This is a genomic window from Dickeya ananatis (assembly GCF_019464615.1).
Classification (GTDB): Bacteria; Pseudomonadota; Gammaproteobacteria; order Enterobacterales; family Enterobacteriaceae; genus Dickeya; species Dickeya oryzae.
The window spans coordinates 2,887,827-2,906,718 of the sequence record NZ_CP040816.1 but is presented as its reverse complement, the minus strand read 5'-3'; the positions used below and the strand labels follow the sequence as shown (position 1 = coordinate 2,906,718).

At 54.5% G+C, this 18,892-nt stretch carries 16 protein-coding genes; 12 read left to right on the top strand and 4 right to left on the bottom strand.

Translation table 11 applies throughout. The annotated features are described in order from the left end of the window. Positions 1-11: 11 nt before the first annotated feature. From kdpB to kdpF, 3 genes are read right to left on the bottom strand one after another with little or no spacing between them, the layout of a single operon-like run. A complete protein-coding gene (kdpB, locus tag FGI04_RS12790) occupies positions 12-2,078 on the bottom strand; it encodes a potassium-transporting ATPase subunit KdpB (protein ID WP_407336831.1) in 2,067 nt (688 codons plus the stop codon). Between the two features lie 14 nt (positions 2,079-2,092). Further along, positions 2,093-3,778: a potassium-transporting ATPase subunit KdpA gene (gene kdpA, locus FGI04_RS12785; RefSeq protein WP_342699525.1), complete on the bottom strand. Its 1,686-nt coding sequence runs from the start codon at positions 3,776-3,778 to the stop codon at positions 2,093-2,095. Then, complete coding sequence (gene kdpF, locus FGI04_RS12780) at positions 3,778-3,891, bottom strand: K(+)-transporting ATPase subunit F (RefSeq protein WP_049779755.1); 114 nt, start codon at positions 3,889-3,891, stop codon at positions 3,778-3,780. The genes kdpA and kdpF overlap by 1 nt, the downstream gene beginning before the upstream one ends. Positions 3,892-4,277: 386 nt before the next feature. Between kdpF and FGI04_RS12775 the strand changes: the two genes are divergently transcribed. The 7 genes from FGI04_RS12775 (at position 4,278) to pxpA (ending at position 10,536) form a co-directional block, all read left to right on the top strand. Continuing rightward, on the top strand, positions 4,278-4,484 hold the full coding sequence (locus FGI04_RS12775; protein ID WP_342699526.1) for a YbfA family protein: 207 nt from the start codon (positions 4,278-4,280) through the stop codon (positions 4,482-4,484). A gap of 286 nt (positions 4,485-4,770) precedes the next feature. After that, complete coding sequence (locus FGI04_RS12770; RefSeq protein ID WP_342699527.1) at positions 4,771-5,730, top strand: YbgA family protein; 960 nt, start codon at positions 4,771-4,773, stop codon at positions 5,728-5,730. Between the two features lie 227 nt (positions 5,731-5,957). Then, complete coding sequence (gene phrB, locus FGI04_RS12765) at positions 5,958-7,406, top strand: deoxyribodipyrimidine photo-lyase (protein ID WP_407336830.1); 1,449 nt, start codon at positions 5,958-5,960, stop codon at positions 7,404-7,406. Positions 7,407-7,420: 14 nt separating this feature from the next. Next, complete coding sequence (locus FGI04_RS12760; RefSeq protein ID WP_342699529.1) at positions 7,421-8,164, top strand: type 2 GTP cyclohydrolase I; 744 nt, start codon at positions 7,421-7,423, stop codon at positions 8,162-8,164. Positions 8,165-8,226: 62 nt separating this feature from the next. After that, entirely contained in the window at positions 8,227-8,886 is a 660-nt protein-coding gene (gene pxpB, locus FGI04_RS12755) for a 5-oxoprolinase subunit PxpB (RefSeq protein WP_407336829.1), read from the top strand. Continuing rightward, positions 8,880-9,809: a 5-oxoprolinase subunit PxpC gene (gene pxpC / locus FGI04_RS12750; protein WP_407273133.1), complete on the top strand. Its 930-nt coding sequence runs from the start codon at positions 8,880-8,882 to the stop codon at positions 9,807-9,809. The genes pxpB and pxpC overlap by 7 nt, the downstream gene beginning before the upstream one ends. After that, a complete protein-coding gene (gene pxpA / locus FGI04_RS12745) occupies positions 9,799-10,536 on the top strand; it encodes a 5-oxoprolinase subunit PxpA (protein WP_407273134.1) in 738 nt (245 codons plus the stop codon). Before pxpC ends, pxpA begins: the two co-directional genes overlap by 11 nt. Before the next feature lie 102 nt (positions 10,537-10,638). On the opposite strand, the gene FGI04_RS12740 is transcribed toward pxpA, so the two are convergent. Further along, positions 10,639-11,925 (bottom strand): citrate synthase, encoded by a 1,287-nt coding sequence (locus FGI04_RS12740; protein ID WP_019845427.1) that lies wholly within the window; start codon positions 11,923-11,925, stop codon positions 10,639-10,641. 677 nt (positions 11,926-12,602) lie between these two features. On the opposite strand from FGI04_RS12740, the gene sdhC reads away from it, so the two are divergent. The 5 genes from sdhC (at position 12,603) to sucA (ending at position 18,881) form a co-directional block, all read left to right on the top strand. Then, a complete protein-coding gene (gene sdhC / locus FGI04_RS12735) occupies positions 12,603-12,992 on the top strand; it encodes a succinate dehydrogenase cytochrome b556 subunit (RefSeq protein WP_020477041.1) in 390 nt (129 codons plus the stop codon). Beyond that, positions 12,986-13,333, top strand: coding sequence for a succinate dehydrogenase membrane anchor subunit (gene sdhD / locus FGI04_RS12730; RefSeq protein WP_019845429.1), 348 nt, complete (start codon positions 12,986-12,988; stop codon positions 13,331-13,333). Before sdhC ends, sdhD begins: the two co-directional genes overlap by 7 nt. Next, entirely contained in the window at positions 13,333-15,099 is a 1,767-nt protein-coding gene (sdhA, locus tag FGI04_RS12725; RefSeq protein ID WP_016941941.1) for a succinate dehydrogenase flavoprotein subunit, read from the top strand. Before sdhD ends, sdhA begins: the two co-directional genes overlap by 1 nt. A gap of 18 nt (positions 15,100-15,117) precedes the next feature. Further along, a complete protein-coding gene (locus tag FGI04_RS12720; RefSeq protein ID WP_342699533.1) occupies positions 15,118-15,834 on the top strand; it encodes a succinate dehydrogenase iron-sulfur subunit in 717 nt (238 codons plus the stop codon). Between the two features lie 239 nt (positions 15,835-16,073). After that, positions 16,074-18,881 carry a 2-oxoglutarate dehydrogenase E1 component gene (gene sucA, locus FGI04_RS12715; protein WP_407336828.1) on the top strand — a complete coding sequence of 936 codons (2,808 nt, stop codon included), beginning with the start codon at positions 16,074-16,076 and terminating at the stop codon, positions 18,879-18,881. Positions 18,882-18,892 lie beyond the last annotated feature (11 nt).

The following is an 18,892-nucleotide window of genomic DNA, read 5'->3' as shown; positions in this document are numbered from 1 at the left end:
ATTACCTTTGGTTACGCCAGTCCGGTGACGGTCAGGATCAGGTCTATCAGCTTGATGCCGATGAACGGCACCAGCAGGCCGCCCAGCCCGTAAATCCACAGATTACGGCTCAGCAATGCCGCCGCACTCATGGGTTTGTAGCTAATCCCTTTCAGCGCCAGTGGGATCAGGAACACGATAATCAGCGCGTTGAAGATCACCGCAGACAGCATCGCCGACGCGGGGGAGTGCAGGTGCATGACGTTAAGCGCGTTTAGCTGCGGATAGGTTGCCGCGAACGCCGCCGGGATGATGGCGAAGTACTTGGCCACATCGTTGGCGATACTAAAGGTGGTGAGTGACCCTCGGGTCATCAGCATCTGTTTGCCGATGTGTACCACTTCGATAAGCTTGGTGGGGTTTGAGTCCAGATCCACCATGTTACCCGCTTCTTTAGCCGCCTGAGTACCGGAGTTCATGGCTACCGCCACATCGGCTTGCGCCAGCGCCGGTGCGTCGTTGGTGCCGTCACCGGTCATGGCGACCATGCGGCCTTCCGCCTGATACTGACGAATCAGCGCCAGCTTGGCTTCCGGCGTGGCTTCCGACAGGAAGTCGTCTACGCCTGCCTCGGCAGCGATGGCGGCGGCAGTCAGCGGGTTATCGCCGGTGATCATGACGGTTTTGATCCTCATGCTGCGCAGTTCAGCGAAGCGTTCCTTGATACCGCCTTTGACGATATCTTTCAGCGCCACGACGCCCAACACGCGTTTGCCTTCCGCCACCACTAACGGGGTGCTACCTTGTCGTGCAACGCTGGTGACGGCATCGTCCACTTCGGCCGGGAAATGCCCCTGATTGGCTTCAATGTAGCGACGCAGCGCGTCCACCGCGCCTTTGCGGATAGTGCGACCCTGAATATTGACACCACTCATGCGTGTTTGTGCTGAGAACGGCACGAAGGTGGCATCCAAATCCTGTAGCGCGCGTTCACGCAGGCCAAAGCGTTGTTTTGCCAGCACCACGATGCTGCGACCTTCCGGCGTTTCATCCGCCAGTGACGCCAGTTGCGCCGCATCGGCCAGCGCTTGTTCACTGACTCCAGGTGCAGGCAGAAACGCTGACGCCTGACGGTTGCCGAGCGTGATGGTACCGGTTTTGTCCAGCAGCAGCACATCGATATCGCCAGCGGCCTCGACAGCACGACCACTGGTGGCGATGACGTTGGCACCGAGCATGCGGCTCATACCGGCGATACCAATGGCAGACAGCAATCCACCGATAGTGGTAGGGATCAGACACACCAGCAGCGCTACCAGAACGGTGATACTGATGACCGAACCGCTGTTGTTAGCCAGCACGCTAAACCAGGAAAACGGCGATAACGTCGCGACCACCAGCAGGAAGATGATGGTCAGTTCCACCAGCAAAATAGTGAGTGCGACTTCGTTCGGCGTCTTACGACGTTTGGCGTTTTCCACCATGGCGATCATGCGGTCGATAAAGGTTTCGCCGGGGTTGACGGTGCATTGGATCACCAGCCAGTCGGACAGTACGCGGGTACCGCCGGTGACCGAGGCGAAATCGCCGCCGGATTCGCGGATCACCGGTGCGGATTCACCGGTGATGGCGCTTTCATCCACCGAGGCACCACCTTCGAGCACTTCACCATCGCAGGGGATCATCTCACCGGCGGACACCAGTACGATGTCACCTTTACGCAAGCTATCAGCCGGTACCTGCTGGGTCGCCGCATCATGATGCGGGGTGGTCAACTTGTTGGCCCAACTGGTTTTCTTCACCCCTTTCAGGGCTTCTGCCTGTGCTTTGCTGCGGCCTTCCGCCAGCGCTTCAGCGAAATTGGCGAACAAGACCGTTACCCACAACCACAGCGCGACAGCGCCGGTGAACCCGGCGCTGCCGTCGGTATAACCGCTGGCGATGGCCAGCCAGATACCGGTTGTCAGCAGGCTGCCGATATACACCACGAACATCACCGGGTTGCGCCACTGGATGCGTGGGTCGAGTTTTTTTACTGAATCCACCAGCGCATTACGCAACAGTGCGGAATCAAAAAGCGTTTGCTGTTTACGAATCATCTTCTTTCTCCGGCTCAGTGAACCAGACTTGACTGTAACTGCTCGGCAACGGGACCCAGTGCCAGGGCAGGGATAAAGTTCAACGCGCTAATCAGTAAAATGATGGCGATGAGCAGGCCGATAAACAGCGGACCACGGGTGGATAACGACCCTTGGGTTTCCGGCTGGCGCTTTTTCGCCACCAGCGAACCAGCGATAGCCAGTACTGGAATCAGCGATGAGAAACGCCCTACCAGCATGGCGATGCCCAGCGTCACGTCGTAAAACGGGGTGTTGACGGTGAGACCACCAAACGCGCTGCCGTTGTTGTTGGCGGCAGAAGAGTAGGCGTACAGCACCTCGCTAAAACCGTGTGCGCCGGGGTTCAGAATACCGGCACGACCCGCTTCGGTACTGAGCGCCAGTGCCGTACCCAGTAACACCAGTGCTGGGGTGATGAGAATAGCCAACGCCGCCATTTTCATTTCCCAAGCCTCGATTTTCTTACCCAGGTATTCCGGAGTGCGGCCGATCATCAGTCCGGCGATAAAGACAGTCAGCAAGACGAACACCAGCATGCCGTAAAAACCGGAACCTACGCCGCCGAAGATGACTTCGCCAATCTGCATCAACCACATCGGGATCAAACCACCCAGCGCGGTAAACGAATCGTGCATGGCGTTAACCGCACCACAAGACGTGGCGGTGGTAATGGCGGCGAAAAAGGCCGATGCCAGTACACCGAAGCGCGATTCCTTACCTTCCATGTTTTGCGCACTGTCAGCCCCCAGTGATAACAGATGTGGGTTACCACTCACTTCGGCATACATCACGACGACCGTGGCGACGATCAGCATCAGTGACATGGCCCACAGCAGGGTATGGCCCTGACGTCGGTCGTTGACCACCCGACCAAAGGCAAAGCACAGCGCTGCTGGGATCAGCAGAATGGACAGCATCTGCACGAAGTTAGTCAATGCATTCGGGTTTTCGAACGGGTGGGCCGAGTTGGCGCCAAAAAAGCCACCGCCGTTGGTACCCAGCATTTTTATCGCTTCCTGTGAGGCCAATGGCCCCATTGGCAGCACTTGGGATGCCCCTTCCAGCGTGGTGATATGCTGGTAAGGCAGGAAGTTTTGAATGCTTCCCTGACTGATGAAGAACAGGCTGAGCAGCAATGAAATCGGCAGCAGCAGATACAGATTGATGCGCAGCAGATCCAACCAGGCATTGCCTAATTCATGGGTGGTGCGGCGTGCAAAGGCTCGCATCAGCACGAATGCGACGGCGATACCGGTCGCAGCGGATAAAAAGTTCTGCACCGTCAGCCCAACCATCTGGCTGAAATAGCTCAGAGCACTTTCCCCGCTGTAAGCCTGCCAGTCGGTGTTAGTGACAAAACTGATTGCGGTGTTGAGCGCCAGATGCCAGGACATCCCCGGCATCTGCTGTGGGTTCAGCGGCAAATGATCCTGGAACAGGAGTATCAGAAACAGCAGCACGATACCCAACAGATTGAACGTCAGAATGGCGATCGCGTAATGCTGCCAGCCCATTTCACGGGTTGGAAAGCCGCAGAGCCGGGCTGCGCTCAGTTCGTAACGGCGCAATGCACCGGTTTCTCCTTCCACCAGCCGGGCCATAAACTGGCCGAGCGGTTGTGCCAGCACTAACAGGAGTGCAAACAGACTGACGATGAGTAAGAAAGCATCGCTGGGCATCAGAATTCCTCCGCGTTGAGCAATGCATAAAAAAGGTAAACCAGCAGTAAAACCACCAGCATACCGCCTGCCACCAGGCCAATATTCACAGTCACCTCCAACGGTGTTGACACGTTTATCCTGCCGTCGCCCTGTTCAGCTGCGGTATCCTACTGATGACCGCACACCTGAATAATGGGCGTCTTGCTGCACGATTCAGGCTACGCAGAGCGAGAAAAAGAAGGTGCAAATTTCCGCGGAGCGGGCGTAAAAAAAGTATAAAAATGGTGAAAGATACGTCAGTTAGTCTACCGACAGGGTGGAGGTGGGACGGTGGTTAGCCAGTCGTGTCGCTCTAACGCGATGCAAAGACGAGATGGCGAGGTGTAACGCAGTGGTTAAAAATTAACTCAAATTTAACTTGTTGATGGGTATGAAAAAATAGTCATCTTTTGTGTTGTTATCTGGTCCGATGAGTGTAAAATTTAATCAATCTATGGTGTGTTTGGAAGGGGGTATTATGATGTCTTATGTTGTGTATCCTTGGTATCGGGTTGTGCTGCGCCGCATCGGCGTGGTGTTGGCGGGTACGCTGGCGCTGCCGGTCATGCTGTTCTGGCCTGGTCGTGCGCGTTTTTATAGTTACTTGCACCGTGTATGGCTTAAAACCAGTGACAAGCCGGTGTGGCTGGAGCAGTCGGAACGCGCCGCCGGGTATTTTTACTGATTGACTGTGTGTGACGGGAAGCCCCGGCGACCGTTGCGCTTTTCTGATCTGCCGCTTCTTTTTACGTCTTTTTGCTTTCCCGTGGTGTTATTTTTTTCTGTAGCATTGCTTTTCGTTGCGTAATCGTTTTGTCCTGCGTAATTGTTTTTTGCTATCTCATCGCCTTGCCCACCCGTTTTTTCCTGCTGCTTTTACTGATTCTCTGACCGCTTCTCTGTGCGGCGTTTTCCTGCGCTCTGCTATGCTATGGCCATAGCACTCTCTTTTAATCAAGGGGATAGATATCATGACTGCCGATCTGATTTCCGTTGGTATTAGTGCGTGCCTGCTGGGCAGTCCGGTACGTTTTGATGGTGGGCACAAACGGCTGGCTTTTGCCGTTGAACAGTTAGCGCCTTATTTTCATTTTGAGCCGACATGCCCGGAGATGGCGATAGGCTTGCCGGTACCGCGCCCGGCGTTGCGGCTGGTGAAGTCGGATTCAGGGGACATCAGGTTGCTAGCCAGCAATGGCTCTGGACTGGATGCGACGGAAAAAATGGCCGCGTTTTCTGCTGCCAGAACGGCGGAGCTGGCGCATCTGTGTGGCTATATTGTCTGTGCCAAATCACCCAGTTGCGGTATGGAGCGGGTTAAGGTGTATGAGGTTGCCCAAAATAACGCACGTAAAAGCGGGGTAGGGCTGTTTACCCGCCAATTACAACAAACGTTGCCGTGGCTACCGGTGGAAGAAGATGGTCGCCTGCACGATCCGATGCTGCGTGAGAATTTCATTACCCGGGTTTATGCTCTCCATGAATTCAATCAGTTATGGCAAAGAGGATTGAGCCGTAGCGCACTCATGAGCTTCCACAGTCGTTATAAATTGTTGTTGCTGGCGCATTCACAACCGGCGTACCGCGAACTGGGGCCGTTTGTCGCGGCAATCGACCAGTGGGATTCTCTGGATGCGTTCGCGGCACAGTACCGGTTGCGATTAATGACGCTGTTGTCTCATCCCGCTTCTCGCCGTAATCACACCAACGTGTTGATGCACGTGCAGGGATATTTTCGCCGTCAGTTGACCGCCGGGCAGCGGCAGGAGTTAGCTCAGTTGATCGAGCGCTATCGACAGGGCGTCCAACCCTTACTGGCACCGCTTACTTTGTTACGTCATTACATGACAGAATACCCGGATGCCTGGTTGTCGCAGCAGCGTTATTTTGATCCTTACCCGGAAGCACTACGGTTACGTTATGGTCACTAAGCGCCTGTCTCATTAAGGCTATTTCACGTGCCATTTGGGCCTTGGGCAGTGCTCGAAATCCTCATGCACTCCGTGTACGCTCCGGTTGATTCGCTGCGCTGCGCTCGCCCGCAGGATAGGACGAGTGATTGCTTGTTCAATATGCATTGCATGTTGTCTGTGAACGCCTACCGGGAGAGGCGTTAAGTCAGGTTTTCGTTTTAGTAGTACGACGTTAAGGATGGTTCATGACCACACATTTGGTTTGGTTTCGCCACGATTTACGCCTTACCGATAATCTGGCGTTACACGCCGCCTGTCAGGATGCTGACGCGCGGGTGGAAGCTGTGTTTATCGCCACGCCGCAGCAGTGGGCCAGCCATGACATGGCACCCTGTCAGGCCGCTTTTTTACTGGGTAATTTACGCTGTCTGCAACAGGCATTGCAGGAGAAAGGCATCCCGCTGCACTACCAGCAGTGTGATGATTTTGCCGCCAGTGCGCGCTGGCTGGCTGATTTTTGCCGCGAGCGTCAGGTCACGCAGCTGTTTTACAACCGCCAGTATGAATGGAATGAACGCCAGCGCGATGAGCAACTGACTCAGGCTTTGGCGGGTGTGACGGTGTGTCGGACGTTTGATGACAGCCTGTTATTACTGCCGGGCAGCGTGGTGACCGGGTCTGGTGAGATGTACAAGGTGTTTACACCATTCCGCTCTGCCTTTATCAAACGCCTGCAACAGCAGGATGTCAGCTCGTTACCTGCGCCGGTAGCCCGCCAGCAAGGGGATGTCACGCTGGTGCCGCTGGCACCGTTCGACTATCCGCAAGCTGAGGTGCATGCCGACTTCCCGGTTGGTGAAGCGGCGGCTGTGCAGCGTCTGCGTCAGTTTTGCCGCGAACAGGTGGCGTTCTACCATGAGTTGCGCGACCTGCCTGCGCGACCTGCTACCAGCAAACTATCGCCCTATCTGGCGCTGGGAGTGCTGTCGCCACGCCAGTGTTTCAACCGATTAAGAATGGAACACCCGGACGGGTTGACCCGGCCGGAAAGCGGCGCGTTTACCTGGTTCAACGAGCTGGTATGGCGTGAGTTTTACCGCCACCTGTTGGTGTTTAGCCCGTCGTTGTGTCGGCACCAGCCGTTTATTGGCTGGACGCGGCGCGTAGCCTGGCGCAACGCCCCGGATGAACTGGCCGCGTGGCAGCGTGGGGAAACGGGGTATCCCATCGTTGATGCGGCGATGCGTCAGTTAAACCAGACCGGCTGGATGCATAACCGACTTCGCATGATCTGCGCCAGTTTTCTGGTGAAAGATCTCCTGATCGACTGGCGTGAAGGCGAGCGTTATTTCATGAACCGTCTATTGGACGGTGATTTGGCGGCCAATAATGGCGGCTGGCAGTGGGCTGCCTCCACCGGTACCGACGCTGCGCCATATTTCCGTATTTTCAATCCGACCACTCAGGGTGAGCGCTTCGACCCGGACGGTGAGTTCATTCGATATTGGATACCCGAACTGGCGCAGATTCCGGGCAAGGCGATACATCAGCCTCATGACTGGGCTGCCAGACAGCACCGACGTATCGATTATCCGGCACCGATTGTCGATCATAAACAGGCGCGCACGCGCACGCTGGCGGCATTCGAGGCTGCCAGGAAAGAGGAAGCGGCATCATTGCCACAACAGCATTAAGGAGCACAAGAGCTATGCGTAATACAGAACTGGAAAGCCTGATTAACGGTTTTCTGAATGTGGCTGCGTTTCAGGATTACGGCCCTAATGGATTACAGGTAGAAGGGCGCAGTGACGTGCAGCGAATCGTGACCGGTGTGACGGCGTGTCAGGCTTTGCTGGATGCAGCAGTAGCGCAGCAAGCCGATGCGGTGCTGGTCCATCATGGCTACTTCTGGCGTAACGAACCGGCGGTGGTACGCGGCATGAAACGTCAGCGTCTGAAAACCTTGCTGGCGAATGATCTTAATTTGTATGGTTACCACCTGCCGTTAGATGCTCACCCGCAAATCGGTAATAACGCCCAACTGGCGGCGATGCTGGATATTCGGGTTCTGGGCGACATTGAGCCGCTGTTGCCGTATGGCGAAGTCGCTCAGCCTTGTAGCGGTGACGCGTTGCGCCACAAACTGGAAGGGGTACTGGAGCGACCGGTGCTGCACTGTGGTGACAACGCACCTGCACAGATCCGGCGTATTGCCTGGTGTACGGGTGGCGGGCAAGGTTTTATCGATCAGGCGGCAGACTTCGGTGTGGATGCTTTCATCACCGGTGAGGTGTCGGAAAAAACGATTCATACCGCTCGTGAAATGGGGCTACATTTCTACGCTGCCGGGCATCATGCCACTGAGCGTGCCGGTATTCGTGCATTAGGCGAGTGGCTGGCGGCACAACACGGTTTTGACGTGACATTTATCGATATCCCAAACCCGGCCTAGAGCAGACCCGGTTTGGATGAGGCAGCCGCGAGATAGGGCAGATACATCAGTCGGGAGGTGGAATGCAACGTGCACGCTGTTATTTACTGGGTGAGAGAGCGGTGGTGCTGGAGCTGGAACCGCCGTTACGACTGGAAAGCCAGCAGCGGATCTGGGGGCTGGCAGAGCGTTTGACTGGGCATGACGAGGTCAGTGAAGTCATTCCCGGCATGAATAACCTGACGGTGGTGCTCAAACACCCCCGTAAGCAGGCGCTGGATGCCATCGAACGGTTGCAACGTTGGTGGGAAGAGAGCGCATCCTTCGCGCAAGAGCAGGTCCGTGACGTTGATATTCCGGTGACGTATGGCGGTGATTACGGCCCGGACCTGACAACGGTGGCTGAGCACTGTGGTATGACGCCGAAGCAGGTTGTAGAACGTCACGCCGCCGGGCGTTATGTGGTCTATTTTCTGGGTTTCCAGCCCGGTTTCCCTTATCTGGGCGGGTTGGATGAGGCGCTGTTTACTCCTCGTCGTGCCGAACCACGCCTGCAGGTGCCCGCCGGCTCGGTCGGGATTGGCGGCAATCAGACCGGCATCTACCCGCTCAGTACGCCGGGTGGCTGGCAACTGATTGGTCAGACATCGTTGGCGTTATTCCAGCCGACGCAAACGCCGCCGGTGTTGCTAAGACCGGGTGATCGGGTGCGTTTTATACCTCAGCGGGAGGGAATATGCTGAAGATTATTCGCGCAGGGTTGCAAACCACCGTGCAGGATCTCGGCCGTCCCGGTTGGCGCCAACTGGGGATCAGCCAGTGTGGCGCGCTGGATAGTCCAGCGTTGAAACTCGCCAACCTGCTGGTGGGGAATGAAGCGAATGCGGCAGCACTGGAAATTACGTTGGGGCAGTTGGTGGTGACGTTTACCGCACCATGCTGGATAGCGTTGACCGGTGCCGATTGCCACGCCTTATTGGACGGTAAAACGTTGTGGACTGGCTGGTGTTTTGCGGTACAAACAGGCCAGACGCTACGCTTGCGCTCGCCGCGTAACGGTATGCGCAGCTATCTGGCGGTATCCGGAGGGATAGCCGTACCAGAGATACTGGGCTCCCGCAGTACTGACCTGAAAGCCGGGATTGGTGGGCTGGAAGGGCGACTGCTGGCAGAAGGCGATGTGCTCCCGTTAGGGAAACCGGTACGCTTACCCGAACGTTCAGTGGGGGTGAAGCAATTGCTGTTCAGTAACCGGGTACGTGTGTTGCCAGGACCGGAATATCAGGAGTTTAGTGAAGAGGCGCGCGATAATTTCTGGCGTACCGGCTGGCACCTAAGCCCACAGAGTAACCGCATGGGATACCGTCTGTTGGGGCCCGAGTTGGTACGCGAAAAACAACGGGAAATGCTGTCGCACGGCCTGTTGCCGGGGGTGATTCAGGTACCGCATAACGGCAAACCTATCGTACTGATGGCTGATGCGCAGACTACCGGCGGTTATCCGCGTATCGGTTGTGTGATTGACGCTGATCTTTACAACATGGCGCAGTTGCGTCTGGGTGAGCCGGTGCATTTTATTCGTTGTTCGCTGGATGAGGCTCAGCGAGCATGGCAGGAGCAGTCTCGCTACCTGGAACAGATTGCCTGGAGGTTACATGGTCATTGATTTGAATGCCGATCTGGGAGAAGGCGGTCAACATGACGAAGCTTTGCTACAACTGGTTTCCTCCGCCAATATCGCTTGTGGTTTTCATGCTGGTGATGCCAGTCTGATGTGCCAGTCGGTACGCTGGGCTATTCAGTATGGCGTGGCGATCGGGGCTCACCCGAGCTTTTTTGATCGCGAAAACTTTGGCCGGACGGCTATGAACGTACCACCGGAAACGGTATACGCGCAGGTGCTGTATCAGATTGGTGCCCTGGCAGCGATCGTTAAGGCAGAAGGGGCGCGCCTGTTTCATGTGAAACCGCATGGCATGCTTTACAATCAGGCGGCGCGCGATCCGGCGCTGGCAGAGGCGATTGCCCGTGCGGTAGCGACGGTCGACTCGTCATTGTGTCTGGTTGGGCTGGCGGGGAGTGAATTGATTCATGCCGGTCAACGCGCCGGGCTGAAATGCCGTCAGGAGGTTTTCGCTGATCGCAGCTATCAGGCTGACGGTTCGCTGGTGCCGCGTGATCAGCCTTCTGCCGTGATCAGTAGCGACGAACTGGCGCTGGCTCAGACGCTGGAGATGGTGCAGCGTCAGCGGGTTCGGGCTCAGGATGGCAGTTGGGTCTCAGTACAGGCAGAAACGGTCTGCTTGCATGGCGATAACGCACATGCGCTGGTATTTGCCCGTCGGCTTAGGGAGAGTTTCACGCAGTACGGCATACAGGTTACGGCCCGTTAGCAGAAATGCGTTGATACGGGCATGTACTGAAGATAAAAAGGCTAAAAGTAAAAAGGTCGGGTAAATACCCGACCTTACTTATTTCACTAACCGTGATGACGCTTAGCGTTTGGTGACTGACGGCTCGAAATCGCGTTCGGCGTGACCAGTATACAGCTGACGCGGACGCGCGATCTTCAGCCCTTCGCCGTGCATTTCGCTCCAGTGAGCAATCCAGCCGACAGTACGAGCCATCGCGAAAATCACCGTGAACATGGTGGACGGAATACCCATGGCTTTCAGAATGATGCCTGAGTAGAAGTCCACGTTCGGGTAGAGTTTACGCTCAATGAAGTACGGGTCGTTCAGCGCGATGTTTTCCAGCTCCATCGCCACTTCTAGCAGGTCGTCTTTTGTACCTAGTTCTTTCAGAACTTCGTGACAGGTCTGACGCATTACGGTAGCGCGTGGGTCGTAGTTCTTGTACACGCGATGACCAAAGCCCATCAGACGGAACGAATCATTCTTGTCTTTGGCGCGTTTGATAAAGGCTGGAATGTGCTCCACAGAACTGATTTCTTCCAGCATACGCAGACAGGCTTCGTTGGCGCCGCCATGTGCCGGCCCCCAGAGTGAAGCAATACCAGCGGCGATACACGCGAACGGGTTAGCGCCGGAGGAACCAGCGGTACGCACGGTAGAGGTCGACGCATTCTGCTCATGGTCAGCATGCAGAATCAGGATGCGGTCCATTGCACGTTCCAGCACCGGATTGACGACGTACTCTTCGCACGGCGTTGAGAACATCATGTGCAGGAAGTTACCCGCATAGGACAGGTCGTTACGTGGGTACACAAACGGCTGGCCAATGGAATATTTATAACACATGGCCGCGACGGTCGGCATTTTCGACAGCAGGCGGTAAGCGGCGATTTCACGATGACGTTCGTTTCCGATATCTAACGAGTCATGGTAGAACGCGGCCAGCGCGCCCGTTACGCCGCACAACACCGCCATGGGGTGGGAGTCGCGACGAAAACCGTGGAACAGACGCGTGATCTGCTCGTGAATCATGGTGTGGCGGGTTACGGTGGTCTTGAACGTGTCATATTGTTCTTGTGTCGGCGCTTCGCCAAACAACAGGATATAACAGACTTCCAGATAGTTGGACTTTTCCGCCAGTTGCGCAATCGGATAGCCGCGGTGCAGCAGTACGCCCACATCGCCGTCAATGTAAGTGATTTTGGATTCGCAGGATGCGGTGGAAGTGAAACCGGGGTCAAACGTGAAATAACCTTTAGAACCTAGGCTACGAATATCGATTTCATCGTTGCCAAGCGTACCAGACAGGACATTCAGCTCAATCGCTTCATTGCCGTCTATTGTAAGCGTTGCTTTTTTATCAGCCATTTACAGTCTCCTTAGCGCTTTAATCTTTAATTTTAAAAATTCGTCACTGCAGAAATACCGTCATGCCCGCACGCTGGACAAAGTAAACAGACCAGACGTCGCCCTGTAGTTGGAAACCAAACTGTCGTCGGAAACCAAATCGGGTACAGAGTTGACTATTATCGTCAGGCGCATCGTCAGGCGGTCACAGTCAGGATCAACTCGTCTTCTCTCAGCTCGGGTTTTAGCCCTGTCCTGCTCTAATTGTAGCCAGTACTTATAATTTTTCCGGGGACTTTGTTTCCCACTGTTACATAACTTTGGTGAATGGGAAAGAGCTACCAATGAGCTTTAACAGGACAACAGGTTTCTTGGGTCCTAGTTGTAATTTAAATGTTTAAGATTTGTCAAATCAGATAATTAATTTTATATAAATTGTGAAATTCGTGATCTCAATCACTGTTCAAGGCAAATGTGCCCAAACAGTTTGTAGGGTAATTGTAATAAGAATGTGAAGTGCCTATACTGCCGCCAGGTCTCCGGAATACCCTGCAGTAGGAGCACCCAGTGTGATCGGTTTGTGCGGATGAAAATAAAGGATCGTATCCAGCCGTACATTGACAGAGAAAAGCATCATCTCACCGCCCATACTGTCTGACCCCACAACAGGTCCGGAGGAAGAAAATAATAAAAGCTGTGTGGGCAAACTCGTGAAAAAACAAAGACCTGTCAATCTGGATCTGCAAACGATCCGGTTCCCCGTTACCGCGATAGCATCTATTCTTCACCGTGTCTCCGGCGTTATAACGTTTGTTGCTGTAGGTATTCTATTGTGGCTGTTGGGCCTGTCTCTCTCTTCGCCAGAAGGGTTTGCTCAGGCGGCGGCCATCATGGGCAGCTTCATCGTGAAATTCGTTGTCTGGGGCATTTTGACCGCACTGGCCTATCATATTGTAGGTGGTCTGCGTCATCTGTTGATGGATTTCGGCTATATCGAAGAGAACTTCGAGGCGGGATCACGTACTGCAAAAACCTCTTTCATCATTACTGTCGTGCTTTCATTTTTGGCTGGAGTCCTCGTATGGTAAGCAATGCCTCCGCATTGGGGCGTAATGGCGTACACGATTGGTTATTACTTCGCGCTTCTGCCATCGTCATCGTGCTGTATGTCCTGTATATCGTTGGTTTTGTAGCCAGCGCCGGTAACATCACGTATGAAGTCTGGCGTGGTTTCTTCGCCATGCATCTCACCAAGGTGTTCACCCTGCTGACGCTGTTCGCCATTCTGGTTCATGCCTGGATCGGGATGTGGCAGGTGTTGACTGACTATATCAAACCGCTGGCTATCCGGCTGACGTTGCAGCTGGCTATCGTCGTCGCGTTGTTGGTGTACGTCATTTATGGAACTGTTGTGGTGTGGGGTGCGTGATGAATTTGCCAGTCAGAGAGTTTGATGCCGTTGTTGTCGGCGCAGGTGGCGCAGGTATGCGCGCTGCGCTGCAGATTTCCCAGATGGGCCTGTCCTGTGCCCTGTTGTCAAAAGTGTTCCCGACCCGTTCTCATACTGTATCTGCCCAAGGGGGCATTACGGTAGCGCTGGGCAATACCCATGAAGATAACTGGGAATGGCACATGTATGACACCGTGAAAGGTTCCGACTATATCGGTGATCAGGACGCTATCGAATATATGTGTAAAACCGGTCCGGAAGCGATTCTGGAACTGGAACACATGGGGCTGCCGTTTTCCCGCCTTGATGATGGACGCATTTACCAGCGCCCGTTCGGCGGTCAGTCTAAGAATTTTGGCGGCGAGCAGGCTGCCCGTACTGCAGCGGCGGCAGACCGTACCGGTCATGCATTGTTGCATACGTTGTACCAACAGAACCTGAAAAACCACACCACGGTGTTTTCCGAGTGGTATGCGTTGGATCTGGTGAAAAACCAGGATGGCGCGGTGGTTGGATGTACGGCTATCTGTATTGAAACCGGCGAAGTCGTTTATTTCAAAGCCCGTGCTACCGTGCTGGCAACTGGCGGTGCTGGTCGTATTTATCAATCTACGACCAATGCCCACATTAATACCGGCGACGGGGTCGGCATGGCGCTGCGCGCTGGTGTCCCTGTACAGGACATGGAAATGTGGCAGTTCCACCCGACCGGTATCGCGGGTGCGGGCGTACTGGTGACCGAAGGTTGCCGTGGCGAAGGTGGTTACCTGCTGAATAAACACGGTGAGCGCTTCATGGAGCGTTATGCACCAAACGCTAAAGACCTGGCCGGACGTGACGTGGTAGCCCGTTCTATCATGATTGAAATTCGCGAAGGCCGTGGTTGTGATGGTCCGTGGGGGCCGCATGCCAAGCTCAAACTGGATCACCTGGGTAAAGAGGTACTGGAATCCCGTCTGCCGGGCATTCTGGAACTGTCCCGCACGTTTGCACATGTTGACCCGGTGAAAGAGCCGATTCCGGTTATCCCGACCTGCCACTACATGATGGGGGGGATCCCGACCAAAGTGACCGGTCAGGCACTGACGGTGAACGAGAAGGGTGAGGATGTGGTAATCCCTGGTCTGTTCGCTGTAGGTGAAATCGCGTGTGTATCGGTACATGGCGCTAATCGTCTGGGCGGCAACTCGTTGCTCGACCTGGTGGTGTTCGGCCGTTCTGCGGGTATGCACTTGCAGGAATCTCTGGCTGAACAGGGCGTGACGCGTGATGCCAGCGATTCTGATATCGACGCTTCGTTGGACAGACTTAACCGCTGGAATAACACCCGCTCCGGTGAAGACCCGGTGGAAATTCGCAAAGCGTTGCAGTCCTGCATGCAGAACAATTTCTCGGTATTCCGTGAAGGCGATGCCATGGCGAAGGGGCTGGAAGAGCTGAAAGTGATCCGCGAACGGCTCAAAAACGCCCGTCTGGATGATACATCCAGCGAGTTCAATACTCAGCGTATTGAATGTCTGGAGCTGGATAACCTGATGGAAACGGCTTATGCCACTGCGGTATCGGCAAATTTCCGTACCGAAAGCCGTGGAGCTCACAGCCGGTTCGACTATCCTGATCGTGATGACGAGAATTGGTTGTGCCATTCGCTGTATCAACCGCAAACCGAAAGCATGACGCGCCGTGAGGTAAACATGCAGCCTAAACTGCGTCCGGCGTTCCCGCCGAAAGTGCGTACCTATTAATTTTGCGGAGAGAAAGCGATGAAAGTTGAATTTTCCATTTATCGTTATAACCCGGATGTCGATAGCGCTCCGCGCATGCAGGACTATACGCTGGAAGCGGAAGAAGGCCGTGACATGATGCTGCTCGATGCGCTGATCCTCCTCAAAGAGCAGGACCCGACACTGGCATTCCGTCGCTCCTGTCGTGAAGGGGTGTGTGGTTCCGACGGTCTGAACATGAATGGCAAGAATGGGTTGGCCTGCATCACGCCAGTGTCCACCCTACGCAATGGCAATAACAAAATTGTGATTCGTCCCCTGCCTGGACTGCCAGTGGTACGTGATTTGGTGGTAGACATGGGGCAGTTCTATGCTCAATATGAGAAAATTAGGCCTTACCTGTTGAATAATGGGAAGAATCCACCTTCTCGCGAGCATCTGCAGTCACCAGAGCAGCGGGAAAAACTAGATGGGCTGTACGAGTGCATCATGTGCGCATGCTGTTCGACATCCTGCCCGTCTTTCTGGTGGAACCCGGATAAGTTTGTCGGGCCTGCAGGTCTTCTGGCAGCCTACCGTTTCCTGATTGACAGCCGCGATACGGAAACCAAGGCTCGTCTGGATGATCTCAACGATGCTTTCAGCGTATTCCGCTGTCACAGCATCATGAATTGCGTCAGCGTCTGTCCGAAAGGATTGAACCCGACGCGCGCTATCGGCCACATCAAGTCGATGTTGCTGCAGCGTAGCGCCTGAGTTCTGGCTCTGTAGCACACTGTTTCCCCCGTCGCGAGGCGGGGGAGCAGCAGGAAACCTTTAAAAACCGGCTTGTGCGCTTAAACCGTTTTTTAAAGGTTCCTTCAGGATAAGACTATCCGCATTGTGCGTAACTAAGCACAACAAGTGAACCGTTTTACGGTAACCCGTTTTATAACGGCAACATAGAACATGTTAACCACGGCGAAAACTGAAGCTAATTAGCTTAAGGGATCACAATGCAGAACGGCGCAATGAAGGCCTGGCTGGATTCCTCCTATCTGGCGGGCGCGAACCAGTCCTACATAGAGCAGCTCTATGAAGATTTTTTAACCGACCCAGATTCTATTGATCACAGCTGGCGTTCGATTTTCCAACAACTTCCTACCACTGGGGTTAAACCGGATCAACTTCACTCCAAAACTCGCGACTATTTTCGCCGTCTGGCGAAAGATGCCTCGCGTTATACTTCTTCCATTACTGATCCTGACAGTGATGCCAAGCAAGTCAAAGTATTACAGCTGATTAACGCTTTTCGTTTCCGTGGGCATCAACATGCCAACCTTGATCCATTGGGATTGTGGAAACAAGAGCGCGTAGCCGATCTGGATCTGGCATACCACAACCTGACCGATGACGATCTGAAAGAGAGCTTTAACGTTGGCTCATTCGCCATTGGTAAAGAAACCATGCCGCTTGGCGAATTGTATAGCGCACTGAAACAGACTTACTGCGGTTCGATCGGTGCGGAATACATGCACATTACCAACACGGATGAAAAACGCTGGATTCAGCAGCGTATCGAGTCAGTGGTGGGACAGCCCAGCTTTAGCGTTGAAGAAAGAAAGCGCTTCCTGAAAGAACTGACCGCTGCTGAAGGGCTGGAACGCTACCTGGGTGCCAAGTTCCCTGGTGCCAAGCGCTTCTCGCTGGAAGGTGGCGATGCGCTGATTCCGATGCTGAAGGAAATAATCCGTCACGCGGGCAAAAATGGTACGCGTGAAGTGGTGATGGGAATGGCTCACCGTGGCCGTCTCAACGTGCTGGTGAATGTGATGGGGAAAAAACCCCAGGATCTGTTCGACGAATTCTCCGGTAAGCACAAAGATCATCTCGGCACGGGGGATGTGAAGTACCATCAGGGCTTCTCCTCCGATATGGAAACTGAGGGCGGTAAGGTTCACCTGGCGTTGGCGTTTAACCCATCGCACCTGGAAATCGTCAGCCCGGTAGTCATAGGGTCGGTACGTGCCCGTATCGATCGTCTGGAGAACCCCAGTAGTTCACTGGTGTTGCCGATTACTATTCATGGCGATGCCGCGATTGCAGGGCAAGGGGTAGTGCAAGAAACCCTGAACATGTCCAAAGCACGCGGTTACGAAGTTGGCGGCACCATTCGTATTGTTATCAACAATCAGATTGGTTTTACCACCTCCAACCCCCTCGATGCCCGTTCCACTGAATACTGTACCGATATCGGCAAGATGGTGCAGGCGCCTATCTTCCACGTTAATGCCGACGACCCGGAAGCAGTCGCGTTTGTTACCCGTCTGGCGCTGGATTTCCGTAATACTTTCCAGCGTGATGTCTTCATCGATCTGGTGTGCTACCGCCGCCACGGCCATAACGAAGCCGACGAGCCGAGCGCTACCCAGCCGGTGATGTACCAGAAAATCAAAAAGCACCCAACGCCGCGTAAAATCTACGCCGACCGCTTGGAACAGCAGCAGATCACAACGCTTGCTGACGCTACTGAGATGGTCAATCTTTACCGCGATGCGCTGGATGCCGGTGAATGTGTGGTAGACGAGTGGCGTCCGATGGACATGCACTCTTTCACCTGGATGTCTTATCTCAATCATGAGTGGGACGAGCCGTATCCGCATAAAGTTGAAACCAAGCGTTTGCAGGAGCTGGCGCGCCGTATCAGCGAAGTGCCGGAAGCGCTGGAAATGCAGCCGCGTGTCGCCAAGATTTATAACGACCGCGCTGAAATGGCGGCGGGCAAAAAACTGTTTGACTGGGGTGGTGCGGAAACCCTGGCCTACGCCACACTGGTAGACGAAGGTATTCCGGTACGTCTGTCTGGCGAAGATGCCGGTCGCGGTACCTTCTTCCATCGCCACGCGGTGGTGCATAACCAGAAAGGCGGTTCTACCTATACACCGCTGACGTATGTGCATAACGCCCAAGGCGTGTTCAATGTCTGGGATTCGGTGCTGTCTGAAGAAGCCGTACTGGCATTCGAGTACGGTTATGCTACGGCTGAGCCACGTACGCTGACTATCTGGGAAGCACAGTTTGGTGATTTCGCCAACGGCGCTCAAGTGGTGATTGACCAGTTCATCAGTTCCGGCGAGCAGAAATGGGGCCGTATGTGTGGTCTGGTCATGCTGTTGCCGCATGGTTATGAAGGTCAGGGGCCAGAACACTCCTCCGCACGTCTGGAACGCTACTTGCAATTGTGTGCCGAGCAAAACATGCAGGTTTGCGTTCCCTCCACACCTGCTCAGGTCTACCACATGTTGCGTCGTCAGGCGTTGCGTGGTATGCGCCGCCCACTGATTGTGATGTCGCCGAAATCGCTGCTGCGTCACCCGCTGGCGACGTCTACGCTGGATGAGCTGGCTAATGGGCAGTTCCAGCCTGCAATAGGGGAAATTGACAGTCTGGATCCAAAAGCAGTGAAGCGTGTCGTGATGTGTTCTGGCAAGGTCTACTATGATTTACTGGAACAGCGTCGCAAGAATGAACAGAACGATGTGGCGATAGTGCGTATCGAACAATTGTATCCGTTCCCGCATCAGTCGGTGCAGGCTGCGCTGGAACCGTTCGCTCACGTGCATGATTTTGTCTGGTGCCAGGAAGAGCCGCTGAACCAGGGCGCATGGTATTGCAGCCAGCACCACCTCCGTGAGGTGATTCCTTTTGGCGCCTCGTTGCGGTATGCCGGTCGCCCGGCCTCTGCTTCACCCGCCGTTGGCTATATGTCCGTACACCAGAAACAACAACAAGCTCTGGTTGATGACGCGCTGAACGTTAATTAAATGAATAAGGA

Bases quoted from the DNA above. Each gene is read 5' to 3' on its own strand.
- sdhD (WP_019845429.1), top strand. From the start codon at position 12,986: ATGGTAAGCAATGCCTCCGCATTGGGGCGTAATGGCGTACACGATTGG.
- FGI04_RS12770 (WP_342699527.1), top strand. From the start codon at position 4,771: ATGACTGCCGATCTGATTTCCGTTGGTATTAGTGCGTGCCTGCTGGGC.
- pxpC (WP_407273133.1), top strand. From the start codon at position 8,880: ATGCTGAAGATTATTCGCGCAGGGTTGCAAACCACCGTGCAGGATCTC.
- pxpA (WP_407273134.1), top strand. From the start codon at position 9,799: ATGGTCATTGATTTGAATGCCGATCTGGGAGAAGGCGGTCAACATGAC.
- FGI04_RS12720 (WP_342699533.1), top strand. From the start codon at position 15,118: ATGAAAGTTGAATTTTCCATTTATCGTTATAACCCGGATGTCGATAGC.
- FGI04_RS12775 (WP_342699526.1), top strand. From the start codon at position 4,278: ATGATGTCTTATGTTGTGTATCCTTGGTATCGGGTTGTGCTGCGCCGC.
- FGI04_RS12740 (WP_019845427.1), bottom strand. From the start codon at position 11,925: ATGGCTGATAAAAAAGCAACGCTTACAATAGACGGCAATGAAGCGATT.
- kdpB (WP_407336831.1), bottom strand. From the start codon at position 2,078: ATGATTCGTAAACAGCAAACGCTTTTTGATTCCGCACTGTTGCGTAAT.
- sucA (WP_407336828.1), top strand. From the start codon at position 16,074: ATGCAGAACGGCGCAATGAAGGCCTGGCTGGATTCCTCCTATCTGGCG.
- kdpA (WP_342699525.1), bottom strand. From the start codon at position 3,778: ATGCCCAGCGATGCTTTCTTACTCATCGTCAGTCTGTTTGCACTCCTG.
- FGI04_RS12760 (WP_342699529.1), top strand. From the start codon at position 7,421: ATGCGTAATACAGAACTGGAAAGCCTGATTAACGGTTTTCTGAATGTG.
- phrB (WP_407336830.1), top strand. From the start codon at position 5,958: ATGACCACACATTTGGTTTGGTTTCGCCACGATTTACGCCTTACCGAT.
- sdhA (WP_016941941.1), top strand. From the start codon at position 13,333: ATGAATTTGCCAGTCAGAGAGTTTGATGCCGTTGTTGTCGGCGCAGGT.
- pxpB (WP_407336829.1), top strand. From the start codon at position 8,227: ATGCAACGTGCACGCTGTTATTTACTGGGTGAGAGAGCGGTGGTGCTG.